Source organism: Pseudomonas sp. S8, assembly GCF_050473925.1.
Taxonomy (GTDB): domain Bacteria; phylum Pseudomonadota; class Gammaproteobacteria; order Pseudomonadales; family Pseudomonadaceae; genus Aquipseudomonas; species Aquipseudomonas parakoreensis.
Genome location: NZ_JBFDVZ010000016.1, coordinates 80,052 through 104,467 on the forward strand (window position 1 = coordinate 80,052; position 24,416 = coordinate 104,467).

General features: G+C 60.3%; 27 protein-coding genes. 9 read left to right on the forward strand and 18 right to left on the reverse strand.

Annotation, left to right across the window (positions count from 1 at the left end; all coding sequences use genetic code 11):
* Positions 1–24: 24 nt before the first annotated feature.
* The 4 genes from AB1J88_RS01615 to AB1J88_RS01630 form a co-directional block, all read right to left on the reverse strand.
* Positions 25–1,188, reverse strand: a complete 1,164-nt coding sequence (locus AB1J88_RS01615; RefSeq protein ID WP_430290033.1) for an EAL domain-containing protein — start codon at positions 1,186–1,188, stop codon at positions 25–27.
* 124 nt (positions 1,189–1,312) lie between these two features.
* Positions 1,313–1,651 (reverse strand): hypothetical protein, encoded by a 339-nt coding sequence (locus tag AB1J88_RS01620; protein ID WP_041069615.1) that lies wholly within the window; start codon positions 1,649–1,651, stop codon positions 1,313–1,315.
* On the reverse strand, positions 1,648–2,034 hold the full coding sequence (locus tag AB1J88_RS01625) for a phage holin family protein (protein WP_041069617.1): 387 nt from the start codon (positions 2,032–2,034) through the stop codon (positions 1,648–1,650). Before AB1J88_RS01625 ends, AB1J88_RS01620 begins: the two co-directional genes overlap by 4 nt.
* Before the next feature lie 2 nt (positions 2,035–2,036).
* Positions 2,037–2,351 carry a DUF883 family protein gene (locus tag AB1J88_RS01630; RefSeq protein WP_025113166.1) on the reverse strand — a complete coding sequence of 105 codons (315 nt, stop codon included), beginning with the start codon at positions 2,349–2,351 and terminating at the stop codon, positions 2,037–2,039.
* A 305-nt stretch (positions 2,352–2,656) separates the two neighbouring features.
* On the opposite strand from AB1J88_RS01630, the gene AB1J88_RS01635 reads away from it, so the two are divergent.
* A complete protein-coding gene (locus AB1J88_RS01635) occupies positions 2,657–3,865 on the forward strand; it encodes an ammonium transporter (protein WP_430290034.1) in 1,209 nt (402 codons plus the stop codon).
* On the opposite strand, the gene AB1J88_RS01640 is transcribed toward AB1J88_RS01635, so the two are convergent.
* The gene (locus AB1J88_RS01640) at positions 3,862–5,574 is read right to left on the reverse strand and encodes a cation:proton antiporter (protein WP_430290035.1); all 1,713 of its coding nucleotides are present in this window, start codon (positions 5,572–5,574) and stop codon (positions 3,862–3,864) included. The genes AB1J88_RS01635 and AB1J88_RS01640 overlap by 4 nt on opposite strands.
* A gap of 201 nt (positions 5,575–5,775) precedes the next feature.
* On the opposite strand from AB1J88_RS01640, the gene AB1J88_RS01645 reads away from it, so the two are divergent.
* From AB1J88_RS01645 to AB1J88_RS01655, 3 genes are all read left to right on the forward strand, one after another.
* Positions 5,776–6,012, forward strand: coding sequence for a glutaredoxin family protein (locus AB1J88_RS01645; protein WP_041069630.1), 237 nt, complete (start codon positions 5,776–5,778; stop codon positions 6,010–6,012).
* A gap of 148 nt (positions 6,013–6,160) precedes the next feature.
* Entirely contained in the window at positions 6,161–6,478 is a 318-nt protein-coding gene (locus AB1J88_RS01650) for a transcriptional regulator (protein ID WP_003226726.1), read from the forward strand.
* Between the two features lie 81 nt (positions 6,479–6,559).
* Positions 6,560–7,450 carry a pseudouridine synthase gene (locus tag AB1J88_RS01655; RefSeq protein ID WP_222018770.1) on the forward strand — a complete coding sequence of 297 codons (891 nt, stop codon included), beginning with the start codon at positions 6,560–6,562 and terminating at the stop codon, positions 7,448–7,450.
* Between the two features lie 76 nt (positions 7,451–7,526).
* Here AB1J88_RS01655 and AB1J88_RS01660 read toward each other — a convergent pair whose 3' ends face one another.
* Positions 7,527–7,748 carry a YgdI/YgdR family lipoprotein gene (locus AB1J88_RS01660; RefSeq protein WP_003226722.1) on the reverse strand — a complete coding sequence of 74 codons (222 nt, stop codon included), beginning with the start codon at positions 7,746–7,748 and terminating at the stop codon, positions 7,527–7,529.
* A 78-nt stretch (positions 7,749–7,826) separates the two neighbouring features.
* Complete coding sequence (mobA, locus tag AB1J88_RS01665) at positions 7,827–8,429, reverse strand: molybdenum cofactor guanylyltransferase MobA (RefSeq protein ID WP_430290036.1); 603 nt, start codon at positions 8,427–8,429, stop codon at positions 7,827–7,829.
* Positions 8,430–8,511: 82 nt separating this feature from the next.
* On the opposite strand from mobA, the gene moaB reads away from it, so the two are divergent.
* The gene (moaB, locus tag AB1J88_RS01670; RefSeq protein ID WP_003226719.1) at positions 8,512–9,051 is read left to right on the forward strand and encodes a molybdenum cofactor biosynthesis protein B; all 540 of its coding nucleotides are present in this window, start codon (positions 8,512–8,514) and stop codon (positions 9,049–9,051) included.
* Positions 9,035–10,261 carry a molybdopterin molybdotransferase MoeA gene (locus AB1J88_RS01675; RefSeq protein WP_041069640.1) on the forward strand — a complete coding sequence of 409 codons (1,227 nt, stop codon included), beginning with the start codon at positions 9,035–9,037 and terminating at the stop codon, positions 10,259–10,261. The genes moaB and AB1J88_RS01675 overlap by 17 nt, the downstream gene beginning before the upstream one ends.
* 75 nt (positions 10,262–10,336) lie before the next feature.
* Here the strand turns inward: AB1J88_RS01675 and AB1J88_RS01680 are convergent, their stop codons facing one another.
* Entirely contained in the window at positions 10,337–10,645 is a 309-nt protein-coding gene (locus tag AB1J88_RS01680; RefSeq protein ID WP_222018773.1) for a hypothetical protein, read from the reverse strand.
* A gap of 321 nt (positions 10,646–10,966) precedes the next feature.
* Here AB1J88_RS01680 and yegS point away from each other — a divergent pair, with 321 nt between their 5' ends.
* Positions 10,967–11,884, forward strand: coding sequence for a lipid kinase YegS (gene yegS / locus AB1J88_RS01685; protein WP_041069646.1), 918 nt, complete (start codon positions 10,967–10,969; stop codon positions 11,882–11,884).
* Here the strand turns inward: yegS and AB1J88_RS01690 are convergent.
* From AB1J88_RS01690 to AB1J88_RS01700, 3 genes are all read right to left on the reverse strand, one after another.
* Entirely contained in the window at positions 11,868–12,527 is a 660-nt protein-coding gene (locus tag AB1J88_RS01690) for a response regulator (RefSeq protein ID WP_041069648.1), read from the reverse strand. The two genes, yegS and AB1J88_RS01690, sit on opposite strands and share 17 nt — an antisense overlap.
* Positions 12,524–13,417 carry a sensor histidine kinase gene (locus tag AB1J88_RS01695; RefSeq protein ID WP_041069652.1) on the reverse strand — a complete coding sequence of 298 codons (894 nt, stop codon included), beginning with the start codon at positions 13,415–13,417 and terminating at the stop codon, positions 12,524–12,526. Before AB1J88_RS01695 ends, AB1J88_RS01690 begins: the two co-directional genes overlap by 4 nt.
* A gap of 494 nt (positions 13,418–13,911) precedes the next feature.
* Positions 13,912–14,382, reverse strand: a complete 471-nt coding sequence (locus tag AB1J88_RS01700; protein ID WP_041069656.1) for a hypothetical protein — start codon at positions 14,380–14,382, stop codon at positions 13,912–13,914.
* A 455-nt stretch (positions 14,383–14,837) separates the two neighbouring features.
* Here AB1J88_RS01700 and AB1J88_RS01705 point away from each other — a divergent pair, with 455 nt between their 5' ends.
* Positions 14,838–15,773, forward strand: a complete 936-nt coding sequence (locus AB1J88_RS01705; protein WP_041069659.1) for a chemotaxis protein CheV — start codon at positions 14,838–14,840, stop codon at positions 15,771–15,773.
* Between the two features lie 198 nt (positions 15,774–15,971).
* Positions 15,972–16,778, forward strand: coding sequence for an MOSC domain-containing protein (locus AB1J88_RS01710; protein WP_430290037.1), 807 nt, complete (start codon positions 15,972–15,974; stop codon positions 16,776–16,778).
* 72 nt (positions 16,779–16,850) lie between these two features.
* Here the strand turns inward: AB1J88_RS01710 and AB1J88_RS01715 are convergent, their stop codons facing one another.
* The 7 genes from AB1J88_RS01715 to AB1J88_RS01745 all read right to left on the reverse strand — a co-directional run bounded on the left by AB1J88_RS01715 (position 16,851) and on the right by AB1J88_RS01745 (position 24,414).
* Positions 16,851–17,135: a pyrimidine/purine nucleoside phosphorylase gene (locus AB1J88_RS01715; RefSeq protein ID WP_003226701.1), complete on the reverse strand. Its 285-nt coding sequence runs from the start codon at positions 17,133–17,135 to the stop codon at positions 16,851–16,853.
* 114 nt (positions 17,136–17,249) lie between these two features.
* Positions 17,250–17,792, reverse strand: a complete 543-nt coding sequence (locus AB1J88_RS01720; protein WP_430290038.1) for an exonuclease domain-containing protein — start codon at positions 17,790–17,792, stop codon at positions 17,250–17,252.
* A 70-nt stretch (positions 17,793–17,862) separates the two neighbouring features.
* The gene (locus tag AB1J88_RS01725) at positions 17,863–19,824 is read right to left on the reverse strand and encodes an acetyl/propionyl/methylcrotonyl-CoA carboxylase subunit alpha (protein WP_430290039.1); all 1,962 of its coding nucleotides are present in this window, start codon (positions 19,822–19,824) and stop codon (positions 17,863–17,865) included.
* Between the two features lie 118 nt (positions 19,825–19,942).
* Positions 19,943–20,740: an enoyl-CoA hydratase/isomerase family protein gene (locus AB1J88_RS01730; protein ID WP_430290040.1), complete on the reverse strand. Its 798-nt coding sequence runs from the start codon at positions 20,738–20,740 to the stop codon at positions 19,943–19,945.
* Positions 20,737–21,894 (reverse strand): citronellyl-CoA dehydrogenase, encoded by a 1,158-nt coding sequence (atuD, locus tag AB1J88_RS01735; protein ID WP_041069673.1) that lies wholly within the window; start codon positions 21,892–21,894, stop codon positions 20,737–20,739. Before atuD ends, AB1J88_RS01730 begins: the two co-directional genes overlap by 4 nt.
* Before the next feature lie 30 nt (positions 21,895–21,924).
* Positions 21,925–23,541, reverse strand: coding sequence for a geranyl-CoA carboxylase subunit beta (gene atuC, locus AB1J88_RS01740; protein WP_430290041.1), 1,617 nt, complete (start codon positions 23,539–23,541; stop codon positions 21,925–21,927).
* A gap of 3 nt (positions 23,542–23,544) precedes the next feature.
* Complete coding sequence (locus tag AB1J88_RS01745; protein ID WP_131671630.1) at positions 23,545–24,414, reverse strand: SDR family oxidoreductase; 870 nt, start codon at positions 24,412–24,414, stop codon at positions 23,545–23,547.
* Positions 24,415–24,416: the final 2 nt, after the last annotated feature.

Below are 24,416 nucleotides of genomic sequence, written 5' to 3' on the forward strand. Positions count from 1 at the left end.
TCAGGCTCGCACCTGCAAGCGGAACTACAGGCCCGCGGCATCAATATCGATCAGCAGCAGGCGCTCACCGTTATCGAAGAACTGCCCGGCGGTCAGGCAATACTGGTTGCTCGTGGCATCGCGGTAGGTGCTGGACAGCGTCAGGCGACGTTCCTCCCAGCCTTCGGCCAGCAAATGATAGAAGTACGGACGCCATGACCAGTTGTGGCCCAGGTAGCGGTTATCGGCGACCCAGCCGTTGTTCCGCCATTCAAGGTTAGGCGTGAGTTGGGTGCCATGCCGGTCGCATTGGTAGAACCGCAGCAACCACGGAAAGGCTTCGAGTTGCGGCAGCGCACTCAGCGGTGCGTGGGCCTGAGCCCATGCCTGGAGAATCGCCATCAGTTCGCTGAGCTGTTGACGCATTTGCATCAGGCGCCCGCGTTCAGCCAGTTTCTGCCGCACGTAACGCTGGCGCAATTGAGCGAAGCGCTGCACGAAGGCATCCGTTGGATAGAACGCCTCCTGCGCCCGGGCAAACAGGAAGCCCTGAACGTAGCGCGAACCGCATTCCAGGGCGAAATTGAGCTGGGCCTCGGTTTCCACACCTTCGGCAATGATCCAGCAGCCGGTCTTCTCGGCCATTTGCGCCAGTGCTTTGACCACGTCACTGCTCGGCCCGCCGAGTGCGGCAGCCTGGAACAGGCGCATGTCGATTTTGAGGATGTCCGGCTGCAAGGCCAGCACCCGATCGAGCTGCGAATAACCGGCGCCGAAATCATCAATCGCAATCCGCGCTCCCGCGTCGCGATAACGCGCCACCACTTCGGCCAGACGCTGACTGTTGCCGCCCAGCTCAGTGATCTCGAACACGATGCGTTGCGGGTCGACGTCGTGTCGCACCATTTGCTTGAGGCTGGGCAGCGGCTGATCGGCGCGCAGGCGACTGATCCAGCGTGGCGACATGTTCAGGCTGAGAAACCACTCCGGGGGGGCTTCATGCAGTCGGCTCAGGGCGTTGTCGCGGATCTGTCGGTCGAGGCGGCGCAGAGCGATGGCGGGTGTGCGCGGGTCGGCGAACAACGGCCCGACCGAGGCCAGTTGGCCATCGGACTGGCGCAGGCGGCCCAATGCTTCGACGCCTGCAATACGCCCGGTGGCGGTATCGATGAAAGGTTGAAAGCAGGCGAGCGGTTGCCCGTCGATCACGGGGCCTCCTTAGTCGTTCTTGTTCTGGGTGAACCCCGCCGACCGGGTAGGCGCGCGGGATTGAACCTCCGGGTAAAGAGGTTCATCCCGCGGATATTGCAAGAATGCAGCCAGATGCGTCGGTTCAGCGTTTGCCCGAACTCTGCATCACCAGTCTGATCAGCGGCCCGAGGCTGGTGCCCAGACGTATCAGCCGGGTCAGGCCGCCGACGCCACCGCTTTTCGCGCCCTTGCCGGTGATAAAACCCAACAGGGTCACAGCAGCCACGCCCCATAGCGGCGCGTGCTTGATGCCGAAACCTGCTTGCAGGTTTTGCGTCATCCCGCGCATGCGCTGCAAGGGTTGCAGCACTTGCCCGGCTTCATGGCGGATTTCCTGCCGGTGCATTTCCATACGCAGGCGGATCAGTGCCTTGCGCATTTCCCGGCGCGAGCTGTTGTGTGGCAGTTCAGGCAAGCTCATGGCAACAGGCGCTCCCGATCGTTGGCCAACTCTTCCAGCGTGCCGTGGAAGGGCGAGGATTCATCGAAGACGGCTGCTTTGAGGCGTAGCCCACAGAAAGCGGCGGCCAAGGTATAGAACACGCACAGGCCAATGATTGCCGCCAGGCGATAAGTGTCCCAGAACACGATCAGCACCAGCGTCGACAGACCGACCAGCAACAGCAGGGCAAACACCAGCGCCAGGCCTGCGAACAGCAACAGGCTGACGGTGCGTGCTTTCTGCTCCTGCAACTCGATGCCGAACAGTTCGACATGGCTGTGCAGCAAGCCGAGAACAGCGGCGCCCAGACGCCGCGTGGAGGATGAAGTGCCCGACCCCAGGCCGGATTCGCCGATCGACATGATCAGCGCCGAGTGGCCAGCAGGCCAATCAGAAAGCCCACGCCGGCAGCGATGCCCACCGACTGCCAAGGATTGGCCGACACATAGTCTTCGGTGGCGGTGACCGCAGCCTGACCGCGATCGCGCAGAGTGTCTTCGGTCAGCTTCAGGGTTTCACGGGCGCGCAACAGGCTGTCGTGGATCTGCTCACGCAGCTCATCGGCCTGATCGCCCGCCAGCGTCGCGGTGTGTTCGAGCAACCGCTCGGTGTCGGCGACCAGAGTCTGGAAGTCGTTCATCAGGATTTCTTGAGCGGTCTTTGCCTTGATGCTGGCCATGGGTGGATCTCCGTAAGTGACGTCTGAAGCGTTCGAGTATGAGCCTTGCGCGAAGGTTCAGTACAAATGACTGGTACAGCTTTTGCTATGTACTGGTGCGTTCTGCCGCGCTCGTGCGCTGTTGGCGGGCGTACATGCAGCAAAACCTTAACTCAAATAATCCTGGTCCGTGTCAGGACATCGACCTTGTGCGCCAAAGCGGTTCACTGCAGCGCCACTGCGGTGTCCGGCGGGGCGCAACTTGGTGCATGAATTGTCCGCGCGAACCGCTTTGGTGCCTTTTTAGCCTTCAGGTCTGCCTCTTTATGGAAAATCTGCAAAGCGCTGTGGACACGCTGGTCCACAGTTCCAACACGTTGTTCATTCTGATCGGTGCGGTGATGGTGCTGGCGATGCACGCCGGTTTCGCCTTCCTTGAAGTCGGCACGGTGCGCCAGAAAAATCAGGTCAATGCACTGTCCAAGATCCTCAGTGACTTTGCCGTTTCGACGCTGGCCTATTTCTTTATAGGCTATTGGATCTCCTATGGGGTGACCTTCATGCAGCCGGCGGCGGTGCTGAGCGCGGATCACGGTTACGGTCTGGTGAAGTTTTTCTTCCTGCTGACCTTTGCCGCGGCGATTCCGGCGATCATCTCCGGCGGGATTGCCGAGCGTGCGCGATTCGTTCCGCAGTTGTGTGCGACAGCGCTGATCGTGGCGTTCATCTACCCGTTTTTCGAGGGCATGATCTGGAACGGCAACTACGGTCTGCAAGCTTTGCTGACGGCACGCTTTGGCGCGGCGTTCCATGACTTCGCCGGTTCCGTGGTGGTGCACGCCATGGGCGGCTGGCTGGCACTGGCAGCGGTTTTGCTGCTCGGTCCGCGCAACGGGCGTTATCGCGATGGGCGCCTGGTGGCGTTCGCGCCGTCGAGCATTCCGTTTCTGGCGCTGGGTTCGTGGATTCTCATCGTCGGCTGGTTCGGCTTCAACGTGATGAGCGCGCAGACCTTGCAGGGCGTCAGCGGTCTGGTGGCGGTCAACTCGTTGATGGCCATGGTCGGCGGCACCGTGGCGGCACTGATCGCCGGGCGCAATGACCCAGGCTTCCTGCACAACGGCCCGCTGGCCGGGCTGGTAGCCGTCTGCGCCGGTTCCGACCTGATGCATCCGGTAGGCGCGCTGGTAACTGGCGCACTGGCCGGTGCCTTGTTCGTCTGGTGCTTTACCGCCGCACAAGTCAAATGGCGCATCGACGACGTGCTCGGCGTATGGCCGTTGCACGGTCTGTGCGGCGTGTGGGGCGGGATCGCCTGCGGCATCTTCGGCCAGACTGCGCTGGGGGGGCTTGGCGGCGTCAGCCTGATCAGTCAGTTGATCGGCAGCGCGCTGGGTGTGCTGGTCGCCCTGATCGGCGGATTCGCCGTCTACGGCGTGATCAAGGCCTTGCACGGCCTGCGCCTGAGTCAGGAACAAGAGTATTACGGCGCCGACCTGTCGCTGCACAAGATCGGCGCGGTGAGCCAGGACTAGGCTTCCTCGTCTTCCGCGCCGGGATAGAAGCCGTGCAGCAGACGATAGCGATCAATGCGCACCTGATCGATTTGCTCCTGCACCTTATGCGCTGGCAGGCCAAGCATGACCAAGGCGTGGGAGGCGAGCATCAGGCTCGATTCCAATAGCTCCGGCACCACTTCGCTGGCGCCGGCGGCTTTGAGTTCAGCCCATTGGCTGTCGTCGCGGGTGCGCACCAGAATCGGTATCCGCGCATTGAGCCGGCGCGCTTCCTTGAGAATTTGCAGGCTGACATCGCTCTGATCCACGGCGATCACCAGCAGCCGGGCGCGCAACAGTCCGACGGCGGTCAGCAGGTCGCCGCGCGCAGAATCGCCGTAATGCACCTCGCTTTCGCCGGCTGTGGCTTCCTGCACACGCACCGGATCGTTATCCAGCGCGATATAAGGCTGATTGGCATTGCGCATGAAGCGGCCGATGGATTGACCGACACGGCCGTAACCGCAGATCACCACATGTTGATCCAGCCCGGCATTGAGGGCGCTGATTTCCTCGATTTGCGCCTCCTGGTTCGGCTTGCGGTGCAGGCGCGCGGCCATTTGCGGCGCGGCGCGCAATAGCAGAGGCGTCAGCAGCATCGAGCAGAAGGTTGCCGCCAGCAGCAGGGCGCCCAGCTCGGCAGGCAGCATCTGGTTTTGCTGCATTTGCGCCATTAACGCGAAGCAGAATTCCCCACCCTGCGCCAGGGCCAGGCCGCTGCGCCAGGCGGTTTCGTGATCACTGCCGCGCCATTTCACCAAGAGCGCGACGACCGTGCCCTTGATCAGCATCAGGCCGAGGGTCAGGCCGAGAATCAACACACTGTGACTGACGAACAGTTGCAGGTCGATCAGCATGCCGATGCTGACGAAAAACACCCCGAGCAGAATGTCGCGAAACGGCCGGATGTCAGCTTCGATCTGATGACGGTAGTGGCTTTCGCCGAGCAGCATCCCGGCCAGAAATGCGCCAAGGGCAGGGGACAGGCCGAGCAGGTGCGTCAGCCATGCGGTCAACAGCACAATCACCAGCGCCAGCAGCACGAACAATTCCGCCGAACGCGAGGCCGCCACTTCATGAAACAGCCGTGGCAGCAACCAGCGGCTGGCCAGCAACAGACCGAAAAACAGCACCACGGTCTTCACCAATGTCAGCGGCAAGGCCCAGTACCAGGCTTGCGCGCTGCTTCCGGCGAACACTGGCACCAGGGTCAGTAGCAACACCGCCACCACGTCCTGAAACAGCAAGACCCCGACCGCGTTCTGTCCGTGACTGCTGAAGACTTCGCCCAGGCTGCCCAACTCCTTGGTGACAATCGCCGTCGACGACAACGACAGCCCGGCGCCGAGCAGCAGGGCCGGGGCCAGCGGCATGCCCAAGAGGAGCAGCACCAGCCCGAGCAATCCGGTGCTGAGCAATACCTGCTGGCTGCCCAGGCGGAACACCACCTGGCGCAGCGCGATCATCTTCGACAGGGAAAACTCCAGGCCCAGCGAGAACAGCAGAAACACCACCCCCAGTTCGGCGACATCTGGGAGATGTTCGCTCTCGTTGACCCAATTGAAAGCGGTCGGTCCCACCATCAGGCCCACGCAGAGATAACCCAGCACCGGCGGCAAGCGCAGGCGGCGGAACAGGGCAATCATCACCAGGGAGGAGGCGAGGATGATCAACAGGTTGGCAAACACAAGACACTCCGATGTCAGGCTCAGGCTTCTCAAGCGTAGAGGCAAAAAGCGCGGAAGCATCGCCTGATTGGCTTTTCCGTGGACTGATTTGCATCAGGGTTTTGCTTGTTTGCTGCGGTGCTCCGGCCATCTGGCTGCGCCGGCTCGACGGGTTTTCGAGGCGGGCCTAGAATGAACGCTCATTTTTTCGGTTGAGCGATCATGCTTCCTGAATGTCAGTTGTTCGGCACCTTGGGATGCCATCTGTGCGAGGTGGCAGAAGCCGAGTTGATGCCGTTTGTCGAGCACGGTCTGCTGGTGGAGCTGGTGGATATTGCAGAGGATGAATCCTGGTTTGAGGCTTACAGCCTGCGGATCCCTGTATTGCGCCGAGTGGATACTGGCGCAGAACTGAATTGGCCGTTCAGTGCCGATCAGGTGGTGGCGTTCCTGCGCTGAGCGATTTGTCATCCGCTGGTCGCGAGCGACCATCCTCCCGTTGGCACTCTGCGGATTATTCGTTTACTGTATGCGCATACAGTAATTGGGTTGGCCTGCTGCTTGTGAAGTCTTGAGCAGGTGAATCCGGCAGTCAGAGGGACGAACCGTGGTCAATGTCGAACAGTTGAAGAACAGCGTGAACCGGATGTCGGTTGACGTGGTGCGCGAGGCGGTCCTCGAGTTGCGCCTGGACGGGCTGGTCACGGAGGGCAAGACGCCGTTCAACAAACTGCATTTCAACACCTGCTTTGCCGAGATCGAAGCGCTGTTCCAGCGTGCCGGTTATCACAAGCAACTGGATGTGGTCGGTTATCAGGGATTGTTGTACGCCTTGTATGACCCGGGACGCTGGGAGGCGGTCGATGTGTTGCGCTGGCTCAAGGAGTTCACTGAAGCGGCGGCACTCAAGTCGATTCCGGCCTGAAGCGGGCCGCGGAATCCGCACTAGGTTCGTTTCGCTCAGTGTTGGATAATGCCAGCCTGCATTGAGGGTTCGAATTTCCGTATGTCCACACCAACGTTTTCTGCTGCGCAGAATCAGGCCAGCACCCTTTACCTTCCTCCGGGGTCCTGGGCGACCGTCCTTGATTGCCTGTGTGAGCATTTCAGCGCGATCAGTCGCGAGCAATGGCTGGACCGGATTGTCCGGGGGCGGGTGCTGGACGGTCAGGGTCAGCCGATTGCGCTGGATCTGCCGTACAAGGAAGGGCTGCGCATTCACTACTTCCGTGAAGTGCCGGATGAAAAGCCAATTCCAGTGGTCGAGTCGATCCTGTATGCGGACGAGCATCTGGTAGTGGCGGACAAACCGCATTTTCTGCCAGTCACGCCCGCCGGTGAGTATGTCGAGCAGACGTTGCTGCGCCGCCTGATCCGTCGCCTCGATAACCCCCATCTGGTGCCACTGCACCGCATCGACCGGCACACCGCCGGGCTGGTGATCTTCTCGGCCAACCCACAAACCCGCTCGGCTTATCAGTCGCTGTTTCCGACCCGGCAGATCGATAAACGCTATGAGGCGATTGCCCGTGCGCTGCCGGAGCTGGAGTTTCCCCTGGTGCACAAAAGTCGCTTGATCGACGGCGAACCGTTCTTCCGCATGCAGGAAGGCCCGGGTCTGGCGAACACTGAAACGGCGGTGGAGGTCCGGGAAAAGAACGGTGATCTGTGGCGCTACGGTCTGTATCCGGTGACCGGCAAGAAGCATCAGTTGCGGGTGCACATGACTGCGCTGGGCGCAAGTATCTGCAACGATCCGTTTTATCCGCAGGTGTTGAAAGACGTTGAGGATGACTACGCCAATCCGCTCAAACTGCTGGCGCAAGGGCTGCGGTTTGTCGACCCTGTCACCGGTGAGACGCGCGAGTTCGAGAGCCAGATCACCCTGCAGTGGTGACACCATTTACTTTTACGTACCCATGAAAAAGCCCGCATCAATGCGGGCTTTTCTGTATCCGGTGTCGACGTAAAGCTTACAGCTCTTTAACGGTACGAACCTGATCCTTGTTGATGCGGGTCTCTTTGCCGTCCAGCTGCTTGAACTCGTAGAAGCCCGAATCTTCGTCATATTTCGGGGTGTCGACGGCCTGGATTTCGCGACCGTCATTCAAGGTGATCACTGTTGGCGACGAGCAACCAGCGAGCGTTGCCAGGCCCAGTGCGAGCATGAAAGTGGCGAGGGTCCGTTGAGTCATGAGTGTGTCTCCGAATGGGAATACTTTTGGTTACTGAGCTTGAGACGTATACAAGGCGTGAGAGTTCCTTGAATGCTGTCAGTCTGACACAGTGTTATGCGCTTTTAACAGTTCGGGGGTATTCAGGTTGGCCAGTCGCGGGTCGTTGTCCGGGCATTGCAGGGCCGTTGCGCCGAGGTTGCGCATGACCCTGCCGGGGCTGCGTTCTCCGGCGTTCCAGGCGGTTTCGAACGCGGGCAACAGGGTTACCGGAATCACGCACAGCAGGGGCTCCCAATGGTCGTCATGGCGCAACATTAAAGGTTTGTCAGGAAACTGGCCGGCAGTTGCGCGCATGTCGTGCAGCAGCGCTGCGTCGATGCGCGGCACATCGCAGGGCAAGACCAGCAGATGGGACAAGCGCGCAGCCTTGAGCCCCGCGAGGATGCCGGCCAAGGGGCCTGGAAAGTCCTCTTCTTCATCACTCACCAGTTGGTCGGCGTAGGCAGCATAACGCTCGCGATTGCGATTGCAGGAGATGATCAGATCGTCAGTCAGCGGTCGCACCTTGCGCTGCAAATGCGCAATCAGCGCTTCACCCTGCCATTCGACCAGCCCTTTGTCCTGGCCGCCCATGCGCTGGCCGCGTCCGCCTGCCAAGAGCAGAATGGAGCAGGGGGGCAATGGCGTATTCGGGGTCATGGCAGCTCTCCAGCAGGGCGGCGAAAAATTCAGGCGCTGTGATATAACACCGGGCTGTTTCTCCTACAACTGGACGAGCCTAATGAAAGCCAAGGCCGATGTACCTTTCGCACCGCTGAATATTGCGGTGCTGACTGTCAGCGATACCCGAACCCTGGAAACCGACACCTCAGGCCAAGTCTTTGTCGACCGCCTGACTGCTGCCGGCCACCGTCTGGCCGAACGGGTCCTGCTCAAAGATGACCTGTACAAGATCCGCGCACAAGTTGCCCACTGGATTGCCGAGGACGTGGTACAGGTTGTATTGATTACCGGCGGCACCGGTTTTACCGGGCGTGACAGCACGCCTGAAGCCGTGGCTTGTCTGCTCGACAAGCAGGTTGACGGGTTTGGTGAGTTGTTCCGACAGATTTCGGTGGCTGATATCGGTACGTCAACCGTGCAATCGCGGGCACTGGCCGGTCTGGCCAATGGCACGCTGGTATGTTGCCTGCCAGGTTCGACCAATGCGGTGCGCACCGGGTGGGACGGCATTCTCGCCGAACAGCTGGATTCGCGGCATCGGCCATGCAACTTCGTTCCTCACCTGAAACAGGCGGCGCCTTGTGAATCCCGTGGGTAAGCCGGGCAAGACCGGCAGCCTGATGCCCGTCGAGGAAGCGCTGGCTCGCCTGCTGCAAATGGCCGAGGCCACGCCGATTGTCGAGCGCGAGTTTCTGCCATTGGCGCAGGTCGAGGGGCGAGTGCTTGCCGAAGACCTGGTTTCAACGCTGGACCTGCCGCCTTGGCCAAACAGCGCCATGGATGGTTATGCCTTGAGGCTGGCGGATTGGACCGGCGCACCGCTGCCGGTCAGCCAGAAGGTTTTCGCCGGGCAAGCGCCTGCCCCCTTGAAGCCCGGCACCTGCGCGCGGATCTTCACCGGTGCGCCGGTGCCTGCTGGTGCCGACTGTGTGGAAATGCAGGAGAACGCCGAAGTCCAAGCCGACGGCAGTGTGCGCTTCGTTGAAATCATGAGCCTCGGCCAGAACATTCGTCCACAAGGCCAGGAAACCACCGTGGGTGAGTTGATCCTGGCGGCAGGCACAAGGCTGGGACCGATCGAACAAGGTCTCGCGGCATCGCTGGGATGTGACGGGCTGAATGTGGTGCGCAAGGTCCGAGTGGCGGTGCTGTCCACCGGCGATGAACTGGTTGAGCCGGGCCAGCCGCTGGGGCCGGGGCAGATTTACAACAGTAATCGGGTGGTGTTGTGCAGTTGGTTGCAGCGATTGGGCTGTGAGGTGATCGATGCGGGCATTCTGCCGGACGATCTGGACACCACCCGAGCGCGTCTGGGCGACTTGCAGGATGTCGACCTGATTCTTTCAACCGGCGGGGTTTCGGTCGGGGAAGCAGATTTTCTGGGTGTTGCATTGAGGGAAGAGGGCGAGCTGGCATTGTGGAAACTGGCAATCAAGCCAGGCAAGCCGCTGACGTTCGGCCATTTTCGCAACGTGCCAGTCATTGGCCTGCCCGGAAACCCCGCTTCGACGCTGGTGACGTTTGCCTTGCTGACGCGACCTTACTTGCTGCGGCGTCAAGGTGTAAGAGACGTTGTGCCGCTGAAGTTTACGGTGCCAGCAGGTTTCGTCTGGCCTGTGGCCGGCCATCGGCGTGAATATCTGCGTGGTCGACTCGAGCAAGGACGGGCCATCATTTATCGCAATCAAAGCTCTGGTGTGTTGCGCAGCGCTGCCTGGGCGGATGGCCTGGTAGAAGTGCTGGAGGGCCACACGCTCGTAGAAGGTGATGAAGTCGGGTTCATTCCCCTGAGCGACCTGCTCGACTGACTCTGATCCTCGCTGAGCCTGACCTTGCAAGTGCAGGCTCGACGCCTGAAAGCGTCGATCCTGCATTCTCCCGGGTCAATTGCTCATCAGCGTGACCAACTGATCGAAGCGACTGTTGGCAACCCAACCCAACAGTCCCATTATCACTGCCGTTGCACCTGCCGAATAGGCGAGTCGGTGCTTGATTGTTCTTACATCTGCGCGCACTTCATCCATATCCCGGCGTATGTATCTGAGGTGGGTTTCCAGTTCGGTCACGCGCGGTTCCATTTGTGCTTCTCCAGCGGTTCTGGCGCTCTTTTTGAAATCGGATTTGTGACTGCTGCGACTTTCGTTGAGAGGGGCAATCGGACGGGTTGAAACTCTGGCTTCATGGCTGGACATGGAAATATCCGTCGGCTGTTTTCAGTGTCAGCGCGCTGGCCTTTCCGTCATTCGAACTGTCACCAGCTCCGAGGGGGTATCCACTCATTCCCTGCACATCCTTGTGTTGTTAAAAAAACGAAAATTGATACTGCCTGCACAAGGTGTATCAAGGATCGAGTCCGGTCAATTGAGCCGATTCCTTACCTGTTGTAAGAAAAAATACCGCTGTGTAGGACGTGACAAGCCGGGCACTTGAATTAAATGGTGCTCCGATGGCTTTTTTGCCTGTGCCGGTGGTCAAGATGTTTCATACCGATTCAATTATGGGGAGTGACCGTTATGAGTGAACGCAGGGCGCTGTTGATTCTGCATGGCAAGCAGGCACTCAATGAGGCGGTTCGCGCCGCTGTCGAAGCAAAGCGCAAGCAGGGCTGGGAGTTGGCAGTACGCCTGACCTGGGAGGCCGGTGACGCTCAGCGTCTGGTGGAAGAAGCTTTGGCGGGCGGCTACTCGCAGATCATTGCGGGAGGCGGGGATGGGACATTGCGCGATATCGCTGAAGCCCTTGCCAGGCATCCGCACAAGGCCAGTCTGGTGCTGTTGCCGCTGGGCACGGCCAACGACTTTTCCCGTGCGGCGGGGATTCCGCTGGAGCCGGCCGAGGCGCTTGAGCTTCTCGATGTACCGCCGCGCGACATTGACCTGGGCGCAGTCGGCGAGCAGATTTTCCTCAACATGGCGACCGGTGGTTTCGGTAGTCAGGTTACAGCCAATACATCCGAGGATTTGAAAAAAGTACTCGGCGGGGCCGCCTATCTGTTCACCGGTTTATCGCGCTTCAGTGAGTTGCACGCGGCCTACGGCGAACTGCAGGGCCCGGACTTTCACTGGAGTGGCGAACTGCTGGCGCTGGGAATCGGCAACGGCCGTCAGGCGGGGGGCGGGCATGAATTGTGTCCACAGGCACTGGCGGATGATGGCCTGTTGGACATCAGCATTTTGCCGGCACCGCAGGAGTTGGTCGGTACGCTGAAGACCCTGCTCAGTGACGGCTTCGGCATCGACAATATGTTTGTAAGAGCCCGCCTGCCCTGGGTCGAAATCAAGGTCGCCGAGGGCTTGAGCATCAATCTTGACGGTGAGCCGCTTGAAGGCGACAGCCTGCGCTTCGAGGCGCGCCCTGCGGCCTTGCGGGTGCATTTGCCCGAGCATTCGCCGCTATTGGGCGGTGCCGGGTCGATCAGTCGTCAAGACTGATGATCTGTTCGCGCACGGCAAACAGGACCAGACCCGCCACGTCGTAGATCTGCAGGCGTTTCATGATCTGCGAGCGGTGGGTTTCGACGGTCTTGATGCTCAGGCCCAAGCCGTTGGCGATCTCCCGAGTGGATTTGCCGCGCACGATCAACCGCAGGATTTCCAGTTGACGGGCTGTCAGGTTGTGCGAATCGGCGACTTCCGGCGGGTTTTTCTGCGTGCGGGTCAGGGCCTGGTTGATCACGGTGTGGGCGATCGCCGGGCTCAGGTAGCGTTCGTTGTTACGCAGGGCTTCGAGGGCATGTTCAAGTTCGGTGGCCGTGGTGTCCTTGAGCAAATAACCATGCGCTCCGGATTCCAGTGCCTGCATGATCAGCGCCGGATCGGTGTGCATCGACAAAATCAATACTTTGCTTTGGGGCCGCACCCGCTTGAGCCGTTGCAGGGCTTCAAGGCCACCGGTTTCCTTCATCGAGATATCCAGCAAGACGATATCGGGGGCCAGTTGCTCGACCATTTCAAGCAACTGCGAGCCATCGCTGGCTTCGCCAACGACGGCGTAACCGGGAATGTCGAGCACCAGAGCGCGCACGCCGGCTCTGATCAGCGAGTGGTCATCCACCAGAAGTAAGTTACAAGTCAACGCATAACCTTATTCGTACTGGCCCGCTCGAGTGCACGGGGCGCCCAGGGGAATAGTGCTTCGATTTGAGTGCCTTTGCCCGGCTCGCTGATGACGTTCAGCGTGCCGCCCAATTGTTCGATCCTCTCGGCCATCCCGGCCATTCCACGTTGTCCTTCCCGACCCGGATCCGCAGCAGGCGCAAAGCCTTGGCCATCGTCGCTGATCAACAACGTCAGCCCTTGTGGCAGGCGCTGCACACGGATCAACAGGTTGCTGGCCTGCGCGTGACGCAGAATGTTGGTCACCGCTTCCTGGGTGATGCGAAAGGCGGCGACCGCCATTTCTTCCGGAATGCCGTTGAGTCGCTGCTGGCAATCGAGGCTCCAGTGCACCGATGTGTTGGCCAGAGTCTTGAGCAAGTGCGCACGCAGGCTGGCTTCCAGTCCGAGGCTGGTCAACTGGCGCGGGTTGAGAATGGCTGAGACGTCGCGCACCTTGTTGAGGGTTTCTTCGAGGGTGTCGCAGAGTGTCGAGCATTGCTCTTGCAAGTCGGTTGGCAAACGTCTTTTCAGCCATTCACTTTGCAGTTTGGCTGCTGTCAGTAACTGACCGATGTCGTCATGCAGTTCACGGCTGAGGCGGTGGCGTTCGTTTTCCTGGACTTCCAGCAAGCGATCGGCGAGTTCCTGGGGCTGGAACTTGATCGATTTGCGCGACAGCCGATATTGCACCCAGACACAAGCAGTGGCGGCCATGTTCAACAGCAGCAGTCCCAGCGAAAGCGGTGCAGACAAACCGTAGGTCAGCAGGCAGCCGGCGGTGGCAGTGACACACAATATGAGTGTGAACCGGCGTGCATTTTCCCGGGACGGTGGCCATGTGGTGATTGACTTGAGGCTGGCGTACATATCGGATGGAGCCAATGGATATTCGCTGCGGGCAGACCGGCCGTTGGCTGGCGGGTCTCTGTCTGAAAATGCTGTCAATTATGTTATTGATTTGAACGAGGTTCAGTGAACGATGTTTGACCGCCAACTTCGTTGGGGAGGACTGTCACTGAATCACTTTGCCATTAATTGATAGCAACTAACGGGCGGCATAATACCACTTAAGATACCGTTGGTCGCGTTTGCCATATATGTCCAAAGGGTCAGGAAAGTCGCCATGTTGGACGTGAGTTCCATAATGGAAAAAAGTCACCTTATTATGCTGGATAGATATCCCGTGTCGCTTGAAGTTGATCGTTACACGGACACAGGCAAACCCTGAGGCGCGGGAAAATTTCTGCGGGTGTCAGGTGTGATTATTTAATTCGAATTGTCGCTGGCGGGCATGAACTATTCATTTGCGACATTCAGCGATTCGGCTCTACAGCCGCGATGTGCGCATTAACCGCTGCGAATCAGGCCTGGCGCTCGGAATAAGACAAGAGCGGGATTGGCCGGGGCGAAAGCGAAGGCTGAAACTGGTGTTGACCGACCTGGAACGCGAAGGCTTCGATCAGCGAGGTTTGCTCGCTGCTATCCAGGCTCAGTTGCCCGGTATTGTGATCGACCAGTTCAATCTGCCAGGCCATCAGGGTGAAACAGTCCTGAAGCGCATTCAGTGCCTGAGCGTGCAGATCGATAGAGTCCGGGGCATGATCGAGCAAGCTGTGAATGTGCAGGGAAAACTCGGAAATCGCTTCCAGTGCCAACGCTTCTGCACGGCTCGCCAGCTTGAGCAGGGTGCTGCGCATGCAGTCGATCGCATCCTTGTCGTTGCTGATCAATTGCAGGTGGCTCAGGCATTCTTCCGACTTGGCCAGGAGTGTTTCCGCTTCGACGAGAAATTCGGGAAAGCGTTGTGCCCAGTCTTTACGGTCGATTGGCATGCTTATCTCCACAGCGTCATGTCTGATGAGGGAATGCCGTGTGTGTCGACGATCATGAACCGTCGGGAGATCGCGCCCCGCCGTGCAAGTGCACTGGCTGAGGTTTTCCAGAGGGTGGGTTTCCACTGACCTGCGATCGCACACAATAGCCTGACTCCGTTCATGCAATGAGAATGGCGTCACATTAATGGCTATTGGATATTGCGAACATCAGGTTGGGCCTGATTGTTACTAGGGGATTCCCTTACACGCGGGAACCTGTGGCGCAAACTGTGGTCGCGCCAGAAGAGAATGTAGCAGATGAAAACGCCGGGCCAGTAAACCATGATGTTAATGTGACATCAATGCCTGCGTGTGGCATTTTGATGGTGATTGTGTGGGGATCAAGAATCGCCATAAACAGCCGATAACCCCACTTAGTAGTGAATTCATCAGAACAAGCCCAGGAGTCATTGATGGCCGGCATTCTCGACACGGTAGACCAACGCACGCAACTGGTGGGTGAGAATCGCCTGGAAATTCTCATGTTTCGACTGGCCGGACGCCAGTTGTTCGCGATCAACGTGTTCAAGGTTCAGGAAGTTCTGCAATTGCCGAAGCTGACCCTGATGCCACAACGTCACCCGTTTGTTTGCGGTGTGGTCAACCTGCGTGGCCAGACACTGCCGGTGATCGATTTGTCCCAGGCGATCGGCATGCGCCCGCTGGTGCCGGGCCCGAACAGCACCATCATCGTCACCGAGTACAACCGTTCGGTGCAGGCGTTCCTTGTCGGTGGCGTGGATCGCATCGTCAACATGAACTGGGAAGCCATCCTGCCGCCGCCAACCAGCGCCGGACGCCAGCATTACCTGACCGCGATCAGCAAGGTCGACGATCAACTGGTGGAAATCATCGACGTCGAGAAAGTGCTCGCCGAAATCGTTCCGTACAACGCCAAGGTTTCGCGCGACAAACTCGACGATCCGGTGCTGGAGCGTGCCCGCGGCCGCGAAGTGCTGCTGGTGGACGACTCCAACGTGGCGCTTTCGCAATTGCGTGACACCCTCGGCCAGCTCGGGGTGAAAATGCACATCGCCAGTGATGGCCTGAAGGCGCTGAACATGCTCAAGGCCTGGGCCGATACCGGCGTGAACATGACCGACAAACTGCTGATGGTGTTCACCGACGCGGAAATGCCGGAAATGGACGGCTATCGCCTGACCACCGAGATCCGCAACGACCCGCGCCTGCGCGGTCTGTATGTGGTGCTGCACACCTCGCTGTCCGGCAGCTTCAACGATTCGATGGTGAAGAAGGTCGGCTGCGACAACTTCCTCTCCAAGTTCCAGCCGGACAAACTGGTCGATGTCGTGCGTCAGCGTCTGATGCTGGATGAAGTGCCGGTCTGAGGAAATCCTGTAGCGAGGGGATTTATCCCCGATGGACTGCACAGCAGTCCCGCTTTCTTGATTCAAGTGGGGCTGCTTCGCGCCCCATCGGGGATTAATCCCCTCGCCACAAACTATCTTTGCAGGCGCGTGCATCAGGCTTTGATTCACAGATAAAGCTCGTATAGGGTGGCTTTTTTGCCCATCAGGAAGCTGGACATGCTGCGTCTGAGTGCGCTTTATCGTTACCCGTTGAAATCCGGCAAGCCCGAGATTCTGCAATCGATTGGCCTGGATAAACTGGGCCTTGAAGGGGACCGACGCTGGATGCTGGTGGACGAGGCCAGCGGCCGCTTCCTGACCCAAAGGGCCGAGGCGAAAATGAGCCAGCTGTCGGCATTGTGGAATGCGCAGGGCGGGCTGACCCTCAGTGCGCCCGATCATGCCGCGCTGGATATTGAGTTACCGCAGGACGATGCCGAGTTGCGCGGTGTGACCATCTGGCGCGACACCCTGCGCGTTCCGGATGCCGGTGATGCAGCGGCCCGCTGGGTCAGCGATTTCATCGGCAAACCGACCCGTCTGGTGCAGGTGCCACTTGATCGCGCGCGTATGACGCAGGCCGGGTATGGCCGCGACGACGATCAGGTCGCGTTCGCCGACGGTTTCCCGCTGTTGTTGATTGGCCAGGCGTCGCTTGACGATCTGGTGCACAAGGTCGGACGGCCGCTGGAGATGCTGCGTTTTCGGCCGAATCTGGTGATCGAAGGCAGTACGGCATTTGCCGAAGATGGCTGGAAGCGCATCCGCATCGGCGATGTCGAGTTCCGCGTGGTCAAGCCTTGCTCGCGTTGCATCCTGACCACGATCGATCCGCAGACTGGCGAGCGCAGTGCCGATCGCGAACCGCTGGCGACCTTGCAGAAGTACCGTGCCCAGGCTGATGGCGCGATGTTCGGGCAGAATCTGGTCAACGACAGCAATGGTCGGCTGGAAGTCGGTATGTCGGTAGAAATCCTCGAATAACCGAGGCCGGAAATGAAAAATGCCCGTGTCCATGGACACGGGCATTTTTTTGCACCGGGAAAAGCCGTGGGCTTAGCCGCGGTATTCGCACAGGTAAGCAGTATCAACGGCGACTTTCAGTTGGAACTTGCTGTTGGCCGGAACGTTGAACTGGCTGCCGGCGGCGAAGGTTTCCCAGTCGCTGCTGTCCGGCAGTTTGACGGTCAGCGCACCAGAAACCACGTGCATGATCTCGCGCTGAGCGGTGCCGAATTCGTATTCGCCCGGGGCCATGACGCCGATGGTCGCCGGACCTTCAGCGGTGCCAAAAGCGATCGACTTGACGGTGCCGTCGAAGTACTCGTTGACTTTGAACATGGGCGATTCCTCTCGAAAAGGGCAAAAAAGGGTTAAAAAAGGCTGGCCAGTATGCACAACGCTCCCGGCGCCGTCACCTGCCCGGGGCGTGTCCGACGAGTTCTCGCCCCGACTTCAGAGTGGCAAGACCAACGGCAGCAACCGCGCGGTATTGCGCGCATCTTCCAGGGCCCGATGCTGCTGACCGCTGAACTGCATGCCGGCCAGTTGCAGCGCACCGTTCAGGCCCAACGGTCGTTCCAGGCGGCGGGCTTTGGCAAAGCGTTGTTTGAGATTCATGTGCGGCACTCGGCCCAGCACGCTGTCGAGCTGCAGGCGCTGCCATTCCTGAAGTAACTGCTTGCGGTCGTAATCGCCCCAACTGGCCCAGCCCTCGAGGCGTGTCTGGTGTTGCCCGAGCCAGCGCTCAAAGGCTGGCCAGACCTCGCTCAACGGCTGCGCGGCATCGATATTGGCCTGGGTGATGTGCGTGAGTTCACGACAAAATGCCGTCAATAACGGCCGCCGGGTCGGTTTGACGAACCGCTGAAAGTGATCCTGCTCGCGACCGGCACGGTCGACCAGCGTCGCGCCGATTTCGATGATTTCCATTTCCGTAACCGGCCAGCCACCTTCATCTGTGGTGGCTTCCAGATCAATGACCAGCCAATGGGGCATCGCAGGTTTCCTGATTTACGCGTCCTGATAGATCAGAGCGTAGTCAAACCTTGCGTTTGCGCCTGGCGACTCACTCGACCTGCAACAGAACCTGACGATTTTTTACCTGATCGCCGACCTTGACCTGCACCCGCTTGAGCACGCCGTCGATGCCGGCCTTTAGCGGATGCTCCATTTTCATTGCCTCCAGCACCACCAGCAACTGACCCTTGCTGACCCGACTGCCTTCGCTGACCAGCACGTCGACGATGGCACCGTCCATCGGCGCTTTCAGTGTGCCGGAGCTGACGCTGCTCTGACTGCTGATCAGCGCATGAGTTCGATCCTCCAGGCGCAGGTTGCCGGGGTGGGTGAACAGCCAGAGTTCTTCGCCGGCGATCCGATACGCATGACGCTGGCGCAGGCCGTCGACTTCCAGCGTCACCGAGCGTTCGTTGCACTCAATGACGGTCAGCGCCAGTGCGCGCTGCATCACGTTCACGGTGAAGCGGCCAGCGCCGTTCGCAAGCAGTTGCAAGCTCCAGTCCTGCTGTTCCAGCCCGAGGCGGTAATCGAGCGGCGCGCCGACATTGTTGCGCCAACCCTTGAGCGGCGCGCGATGCGCCTGCGCGACAGACTGATAAAACAGCACGGCGGCGATGGCCAGTTCCTCGGCGGAGGGGGCGTAAGTGTGCAGGCACGGGTGGTCAGTGAAATGCTGGGCAATGAACGCGGTGCTGAACTCGCCGTTGATGAACTGCGGATGCAGCAGCAGGCTGACCAGCAAACGCTGATTGCTCTGTACACCGAGCAGTACGCTGTCCTGCACTGCGCGCAGCAGCTTGCGGCGTGCCTCTTCGCGGGTGGCGCCGTGGGCGATCAGCTTGCCGAGCATCGGGTCATAGAACGGGCTGATCAACTGACCTTCGCGCAAGCCGTGATCGATTCGCGCGCCGGGATTCAAGGCCGGTTCCCATGCCTGCACGCGACCGGTCTGCGGCAGGAAATTCTGCGTCGGATCTTCGGCATACAATCGCACCTCCATGGCGTGGCCGTTCAGTCCGACCTGATCCTGTGTCAACGGCAGCGGCTGCCCCTCGGCAACGGCCAATTGCCAGGCGACCAGATCCTGTCCGGTGATCAGTTCGGTCACCGGATGCTCGACCTGCAGACGGGTGTTCATTTCCAGAAAGTAGAATTGCCCACGGGCATCGAGCAGAAACTCGACGGTGCCGGCACCGACGTAATTCACCGCCCGGCCAGCCTTCAATGCTGCTTCGCCCATGGCCTGGCGCAACTCAACGGTCATCACCGGGCAGGGTGCTTCCTCGATGACTTTCTGATGGCGACGCTGCACCGAGCAATCGCGCTCACCGAGGTAGATCAGATTGCCGTGGCAGTCGCCGAACAGTTGCACCTCGACGTGCCGTGGTTCGATCAGTGCCTGCTCGAGGATCAGTTCGTCACTGCCAAAACCATTCAGTGCCTCGGAGCGCGCGGTGCGCAATTGCGCCGGCAACTCGTCGCTGCTGTGCACCAGGCGCATGCCGCGTCCACCGCCGCCGGCGCTGGCCTTGATCATCAGCGGGTAGCCGATGCGTTCGGCTTCGCGCAGCAAGGTAGCGTCGTCCTGCGCGGCGCCTTGATAGCCGGCGATGCAGGGAACGCCGGCGTCGAGCATGGCGATTTTCGACAGGCGCTTGCTGCCCATCAGCTCGATGGCGTCGGTGCTGGGGCCGATGAAGGTCAGGCCGGCCTCTGCGCAGGCACGGGCGAATCCTGGGTTTTCCGAGAGAAAGCCGTAGCCGGGGTGGATCGCGTCGGCGCCGCTGCGGCGCGCGGCATCGAGGATCGCCGGGATGTTCAGGTAGGACTGGTGTACAGGTGCGGCGCCGATGTTCACCGCTTGATCGGCCATCTGCACGTGCAGGGCATCGGCGTCGGCATCGCTGAATACGGCGACGGTGCGATAGCCGAGGGCCTGGGCGGTGCGCTGAATGCGGCAGGCGATTTCACCGCGGTTGGCGATCAGGATTTTGTGGAGGGCGGGCATGGTGATCTTCCTGAGTATTTGGCGGTGGGTTGGCTGGCCTCTTCGCGAGCAGGCTCGCTCCCACAAGGAATTTGCATCGTTCACAAAACCTGTGAGAGCGGGCCTGCTCGCGAAGCTTTCAGTTGGCCCATCGCGGTTTACGCTTTTGCACGAAAGCCATCGTGCCCTCGATCCCTTCGACACCAGTCACCGCTTCACTGAACCATTGCGCTGCGTCATCCAGCAGCTCATTCGATGGCTGTCCGGCGCTGGCCAGCAACAGCTTTTTGGTCATCGCATTCGCGTCCGGTGCGCAGCACAGAACATGGTCGAGTACTTCGTCGAGGCGTTCGGCCAATGCCTGCGGATCCTGCTCGACAAAATGCACCAGCCCAAGGCGTCGCGCCTGTTGGCCATCGAAACGCGCGGCCGTCAGTGCCAGCCGACGGGTTTCGGTCAGGCCGATGCGTTGCACCACGAACGGCGCGATCTGCGCCGGCAGCAGACCGAGGCTGGTTTCCGGCAGACCGAACTGCGCCTGATGATCGGCCATAGCGATATCGCTGACACATGCCAGCCCGAAACCACCACCGAGCACTGCGCCCTGTAAAACGGTGATCAGCACTTGTGGTGCGTCCTGAGCTTCTTGCAGCAGAGCTCCAAAGGCGCGGTTCAACACGCGGTAAGCGTCGGCCCCTTGGGCACGGGCATTGGCCATGTCCTTGATGTCGCCCCCCGCACAGAAATGCCCACCGGCACCGCTGAGGACCAGAGCGCGAACCCCGCCGTCATCGCGCACCGCCGCCAGTACCGCACGCAGTTCGGCGACCATGTGCAGGCTCATCGCATTACGGCTGTCCGGTCGATTGAGGGTGATGTGCAATACGCCGCCATGCCGCTCCAGCAGCAGTGTCTGGCATTCCGGCAGGGGGCTCATTTCTTTTTCCCCGGCAGAATGCCCATCAGTTTGCAGATGATCCCCAGCATGATTTCGTCGGCGCCGCCGCCGATCGACACCAGCCGCACATCGCGATAGGCGCGGGCCACCGGGTTGTCCCACATGAAGCCCATGCCGCCCCAATATTGCAGGCAACTGTCGCTGACTTCACGACCGAGGCGCCCGGCCTTGAGCTTGGCCATCGAGGCCAGACGCGTGACGTCCTGACCCTTCACATATTGCTCGGTGGCCTGATAGACCAGCGCCCGCAGGCATTCGATTTCGGTCTGCAATTCGGCGAGGCGGAAGTGGATCACCTGATTGTCGATCAGCGCGTTGCCGAAGGTCTTGCGCTCCTTGCAGTACTCGATGGTGCTGTCGACGCAATATTCCAGACCCTTGATCATGTTGGCCGCGCCGAACAGACGTTCTTCCTGAAACTGCAGCATCTGCATCATGAACCCGGCGCCTTCGTGGCCGATGCGGTTGCGCTGCGGCACACGCACGTTGTCGAAAAACACCTGGGCGGTCTCCGAACTGCGCATGCCGAGCTTGTCCAGGTGCGAGCTGAGGCTGATGCCCGGGCTGTTCATCGGCACCATGATCAGCGACTTGTTGATGTGCGGCTTGTCGTCCGAGGTGTTGGCCAGCAGGCAGATGAAATCGGCACTCGGTGAATTGGTGATCCACATTTTGCTGCCATTGATCACGTAATCGTCGCCGTCCTTGCGCGCGCTGGTCTTTAGACCCGCGACATCGGAACCGGCACCGACTTCCGAGACGCCGATGCAACCGACCTGCTCGCCGGTAATCGCGGGGCGGAGGAATTCGTCGCGCAATTCATCGGAGCCGAAGCGGGCCAGCGCCGGGGTGCACATGTCGGTCTGCACGCCGATCGACATCGGAATGCCGCCGCAATGAATGGTGCCGAACTCTTCGGCGGCGACAATCGAATAGCTGTAGTCGAGGCCCATGCCGCCGAATTTTTCCGGTTTGGAAATCCCCAGCAGACCAAGGTCGCCGGCCTTGCGGAAAATCTCGTGGATCGGAAAGCGTCCGGCCTTTTCCCATTCATCGACGTGTGGATTGATCTCGTGTTCGACGAATTGGCGGACGGTGCGACGCAGTGCTTCGTGTTCCGGGGTGAAGATCATTTTTATTGTTCTCCTTGGGATCCGTGGCAGTCAGAAGCGGCTGACGCCGAAGCTGTTGGGTTGCAACGTGCGGATGTCGGCTTCGTGGCAGATATCCAGCAGGTAACCGAGCAAGGTGCGCGTATCGCGCGGGTCAATGAGGCCGTCGTCCCACAGGTTGGCGCTGCCGTAAAGCGCGGTGGACTGGCTGTCGAGTTTCTGCGCGGTGACCTGTTCGAGCATGTCGAGCATTTTCGGATCCGGCACCAGGCCTTCCTTGAGCTGTTTGGCCTCGGTGACGATGCGCAGCACCTTGCCGGCCTGCGCGCCGCCCATCACCGCGGTGCGGCTGTTGGGCCAGGCGAAGATGAAGCGTGGATCGAGACCGCGCCCGCACATCGCATAGTTGCCGGCGCCGTAGGAGCCACCGACGACAATCGTCAGTTTAGGCACTCGGGCATTGGCCACCGCTTGAATCAGTTTCGAACCGTGTTTGATCACGCCTTGCTGCTCGGACTCGGTGCCGACCATGAACCCGGTGGTGTTGTGGAAGAACAGCAGCGGCGTCTGGCTCTGATCGCACAGTTGAATGAACTGCGCGGCCTTGCTCGCCCCGGCGGGGGTGATCGGGCCGTTGTTGCCGATCAGGCCGCAGGCACGGCCCTGGATTTTCAACTGACCGCAGATGGTCTGCTGATCGAACTCGCCTTTGAATTCGAGAAACTCCGATTCATCGGCAATCCGCGCAATGATTTCGCGCACGTCGTAGGGCTTCTTCGGGTCGTCGGGAATCAGCCCGAGCAACTCGTCGATCGGGTACAGCGGGTCCTTGAATTGCGGTTCCGGCAGCCACGGCAGTTGTTCGTTCCACGGCAGCATGCGCAGGATCTCGCGCACCAGGCGCACGCCATCGGCATCGTTCTCGGCCAGGTATTCGGCGGTGCCGGCAACCTGTGCGTGCATTTCGGCGCCACCCAGTTCTTCATCGGTGGCTACTTCACCGGTCGCGGCCTTGAGCAGCGGCGGCCCGGCAAGAAACAGCTTGGCCTTGCCGCGCACCACCACCACGTAATCCGACAGCCCCGGTTGATAGGCGCCACCGGCCGTAGCCGAGCCATGCACTACGGTGATCTGCGGCAGACCCATGGCCGACATCCGCGCCTGATTGGCAAAACTGCGTGCGCCCTCGACGAATATCTCCGCCGCATAATTGAGGTTGGCGCCGCCGCTTTCGGCGAGGGTAATCACCGGCAGTTTGTTCTCTTGGGCGATCTGTTGCAGACGCAGGGATTTCTTCAGGCCGGTGGGGGAAATGGTGCCGCCCTTGATCGCGCTGTTATTGGCCACCACCATCGCCCGTATGCCGGACACGTAACCGATGCCGGCAATCAGGCCACCGCCGGCGGCGCTGCCGTCCTTGTCGTCGTGCAGCTTGTAGCCGGCCAGGCTCGCCAGTTCGAGGAACGGTGCGCCGGGGTCGAGCAACAGGTTCAGGCGTTCGCGGGGCAGCAATTGCCCGCGCTTGTCGAATTTGCCCTTGGCTTCGGCAGCCTTGTTCAGCAGGTTCTGTTCCAGTTGCTGGACTTGCTCGATGGCCGCGAGCATTGCCGCGCGGTTGCGGGCGAAAGCATCACTGTGCGGATCGAGTTGGGACTGGATCTGCGGCATGGCTTACTCCTTGTCCTTGAGGACGTCCGGCAGGTACGCCCGATGGAACCCGTTGAACGACTCGCTGTGGCTCGCCTTGTGCAGCGGCCATGCACGGCTGCCGAGGCTGGCTGCGCCATCGATTTTCAAGGTGCTGCCACTGATGAACGCCGCCGCCGGACTGAGCAGGAAAACAATCGCCGCACTGACTTCCGATTCGGTGCCGATGCGCTTGAGCGGTACGTGTTCGCGCAAGGTCGGGATCACCGCTTTGAACGCGCCTTCATACGTGTCCATGCCGCTGGACGCGATCCACCCCGGCGCCACCGCATTGACCCGCACCCCGGCGTAACCCCACTCGAATGCGGCGGTCTTGGTGAAGTTGTCCATCCCCGAGCGTGCCGCGCCGGAATGGCCCATGCCGGGCATGCCGCCCCACATGTCGGCGAGCATGTTGACGATGCTGCCGCCGTGTTTGCTCATCGACTGGTTGAACACTTCCCGGGCCATCAGGAAGCCGCCGACCAGATTGGTGCGCAGCACGGTTTCGAAGCCTTTCTGATTGATCGCGGCCAGTGGCGACGGGTATTGGCCGCCGGCATTGTTGACCAGACCGTGGATCGGCCCGTGTTCGGCGATCAGCTCAGTGACCAGTTGTTTTACCGCGTCTTCGTCACGGATGTCGCAGGCGTGCCAATGGGCGCGGCCACCGTCTTCGGCGATTTCGGCGGCGACTTTCTGCAGTTTTTCCGGCTTGCGCCCGACCAGCAGCACTCTGGCTCCGAGCGCTGCCAGTTCATGGGCGGTGCAACGGCCGATGCCACTGCCGCCACCGGTGACGATGAGGGTCTGGCCGCTGAACAGATCGGCTTTGAAAATCGATGCGTAAGCCATGA

What these genes read in the sequence shown, in the direction of transcription:
- AB1J88_RS01700 (WP_041069656.1), bottom strand. Translation starts at nt 14,382, where the DNA reads ATGCCAATCGACCGTAAAGACTGGGCACAACGCTTTCCCGAATTTCTC.
- AB1J88_RS01620 (WP_041069615.1), bottom strand. Translation starts at nt 1,651, where the DNA reads ATGAGCTTGCCTGAACTGCCACACAACAGCTCGCGCCGGGAAATGCGC.
- AB1J88_RS01745 (WP_131671630.1), bottom strand. Translation starts at nt 24,414, where the DNA reads ATGGCTTACGCATCGATTTTCAAAGCCGATCTGTTCAGCGGCCAGACC.
- AB1J88_RS01725 (WP_430290039.1), bottom strand. Translation starts at nt 19,824, where the DNA reads ATGCCCGCCCTCCACAAAATCCTGATCGCCAACCGCGGTGAAATCGCC.
- AB1J88_RS01625 (WP_041069617.1), bottom strand. Translation starts at nt 2,034, where the DNA reads ATGTCGATCGGCGAATCCGGCCTGGGGTCGGGCACTTCATCCTCCACG.
- atuD (WP_041069673.1), bottom strand. Translation starts at nt 21,894, where the DNA reads ATGATCTTCACCCCGGAACACGAAGCACTGCGTCGCACCGTCCGCCAA.
- AB1J88_RS01660 (WP_003226722.1), bottom strand. Translation starts at nt 7,748, where the DNA reads ATGACTCAACGGACCCTCGCCACTTTCATGCTCGCACTGGGCCTGGCA.
- AB1J88_RS01710 (WP_430290037.1), top strand. Translation starts at nt 15,972, where the DNA reads ATGCTGCGTCTGAGTGCGCTTTATCGTTACCCGTTGAAATCCGGCAAG.
- AB1J88_RS01645 (WP_041069630.1), top strand. Translation starts at nt 5,776, where the DNA reads ATGCTTCCTGAATGTCAGTTGTTCGGCACCTTGGGATGCCATCTGTGC.
- moaB (WP_003226719.1), top strand. Translation starts at nt 8,512, where the DNA reads ATGAAAGCCAAGGCCGATGTACCTTTCGCACCGCTGAATATTGCGGTG.
- AB1J88_RS01680 (WP_222018773.1), bottom strand. Translation starts at nt 10,645, where the DNA reads ATGTCCAGCCATGAAGCCAGAGTTTCAACCCGTCCGATTGCCCCTCTC.
- yegS (WP_041069646.1), top strand. Translation starts at nt 10,967, where the DNA reads ATGAGTGAACGCAGGGCGCTGTTGATTCTGCATGGCAAGCAGGCACTC.
- AB1J88_RS01630 (WP_025113166.1), bottom strand. Translation starts at nt 2,351, where the DNA reads ATGGCCAGCATCAAGGCAAAGACCGCTCAAGAAATCCTGATGAACGAC.
- atuC (WP_430290041.1), bottom strand. Translation starts at nt 23,541, where the DNA reads ATGCCGCAGATCCAGTCCCAACTCGATCCGCACAGTGATGCTTTCGCC.
- mobA (WP_430290036.1), bottom strand. Translation starts at nt 8,429, where the DNA reads ATGACCCCGAATACGCCATTGCCCCCCTGCTCCATTCTGCTCTTGGCA.
- AB1J88_RS01715 (WP_003226701.1), bottom strand. Translation starts at nt 17,135, where the DNA reads ATGTTCAAAGTCAACGAGTACTTCGACGGCACCGTCAAGTCGATCGCT.
- AB1J88_RS01705 (WP_041069659.1), top strand. Translation starts at nt 14,838, where the DNA reads ATGGCCGGCATTCTCGACACGGTAGACCAACGCACGCAACTGGTGGGT.
- AB1J88_RS01720 (WP_430290038.1), bottom strand. Translation starts at nt 17,792, where the DNA reads ATGCCCCATTGGCTGGTCATTGATCTGGAAGCCACCACAGATGAAGGT.
- AB1J88_RS01655 (WP_222018770.1), top strand. Translation starts at nt 6,560, where the DNA reads ATGTCCACACCAACGTTTTCTGCTGCGCAGAATCAGGCCAGCACCCTT.
- AB1J88_RS01635 (WP_430290034.1), top strand. Translation starts at nt 2,657, where the DNA reads ATGGAAAATCTGCAAAGCGCTGTGGACACGCTGGTCCACAGTTCCAAC.
- AB1J88_RS01695 (WP_041069652.1), bottom strand. Translation starts at nt 13,417, where the DNA reads ATGTACGCCAGCCTCAAGTCAATCACCACATGGCCACCGTCCCGGGAA.
- AB1J88_RS01730 (WP_430290040.1), bottom strand. Translation starts at nt 20,740, where the DNA reads ATGAGCCCCCTGCCGGAATGCCAGACACTGCTGCTGGAGCGGCATGGC.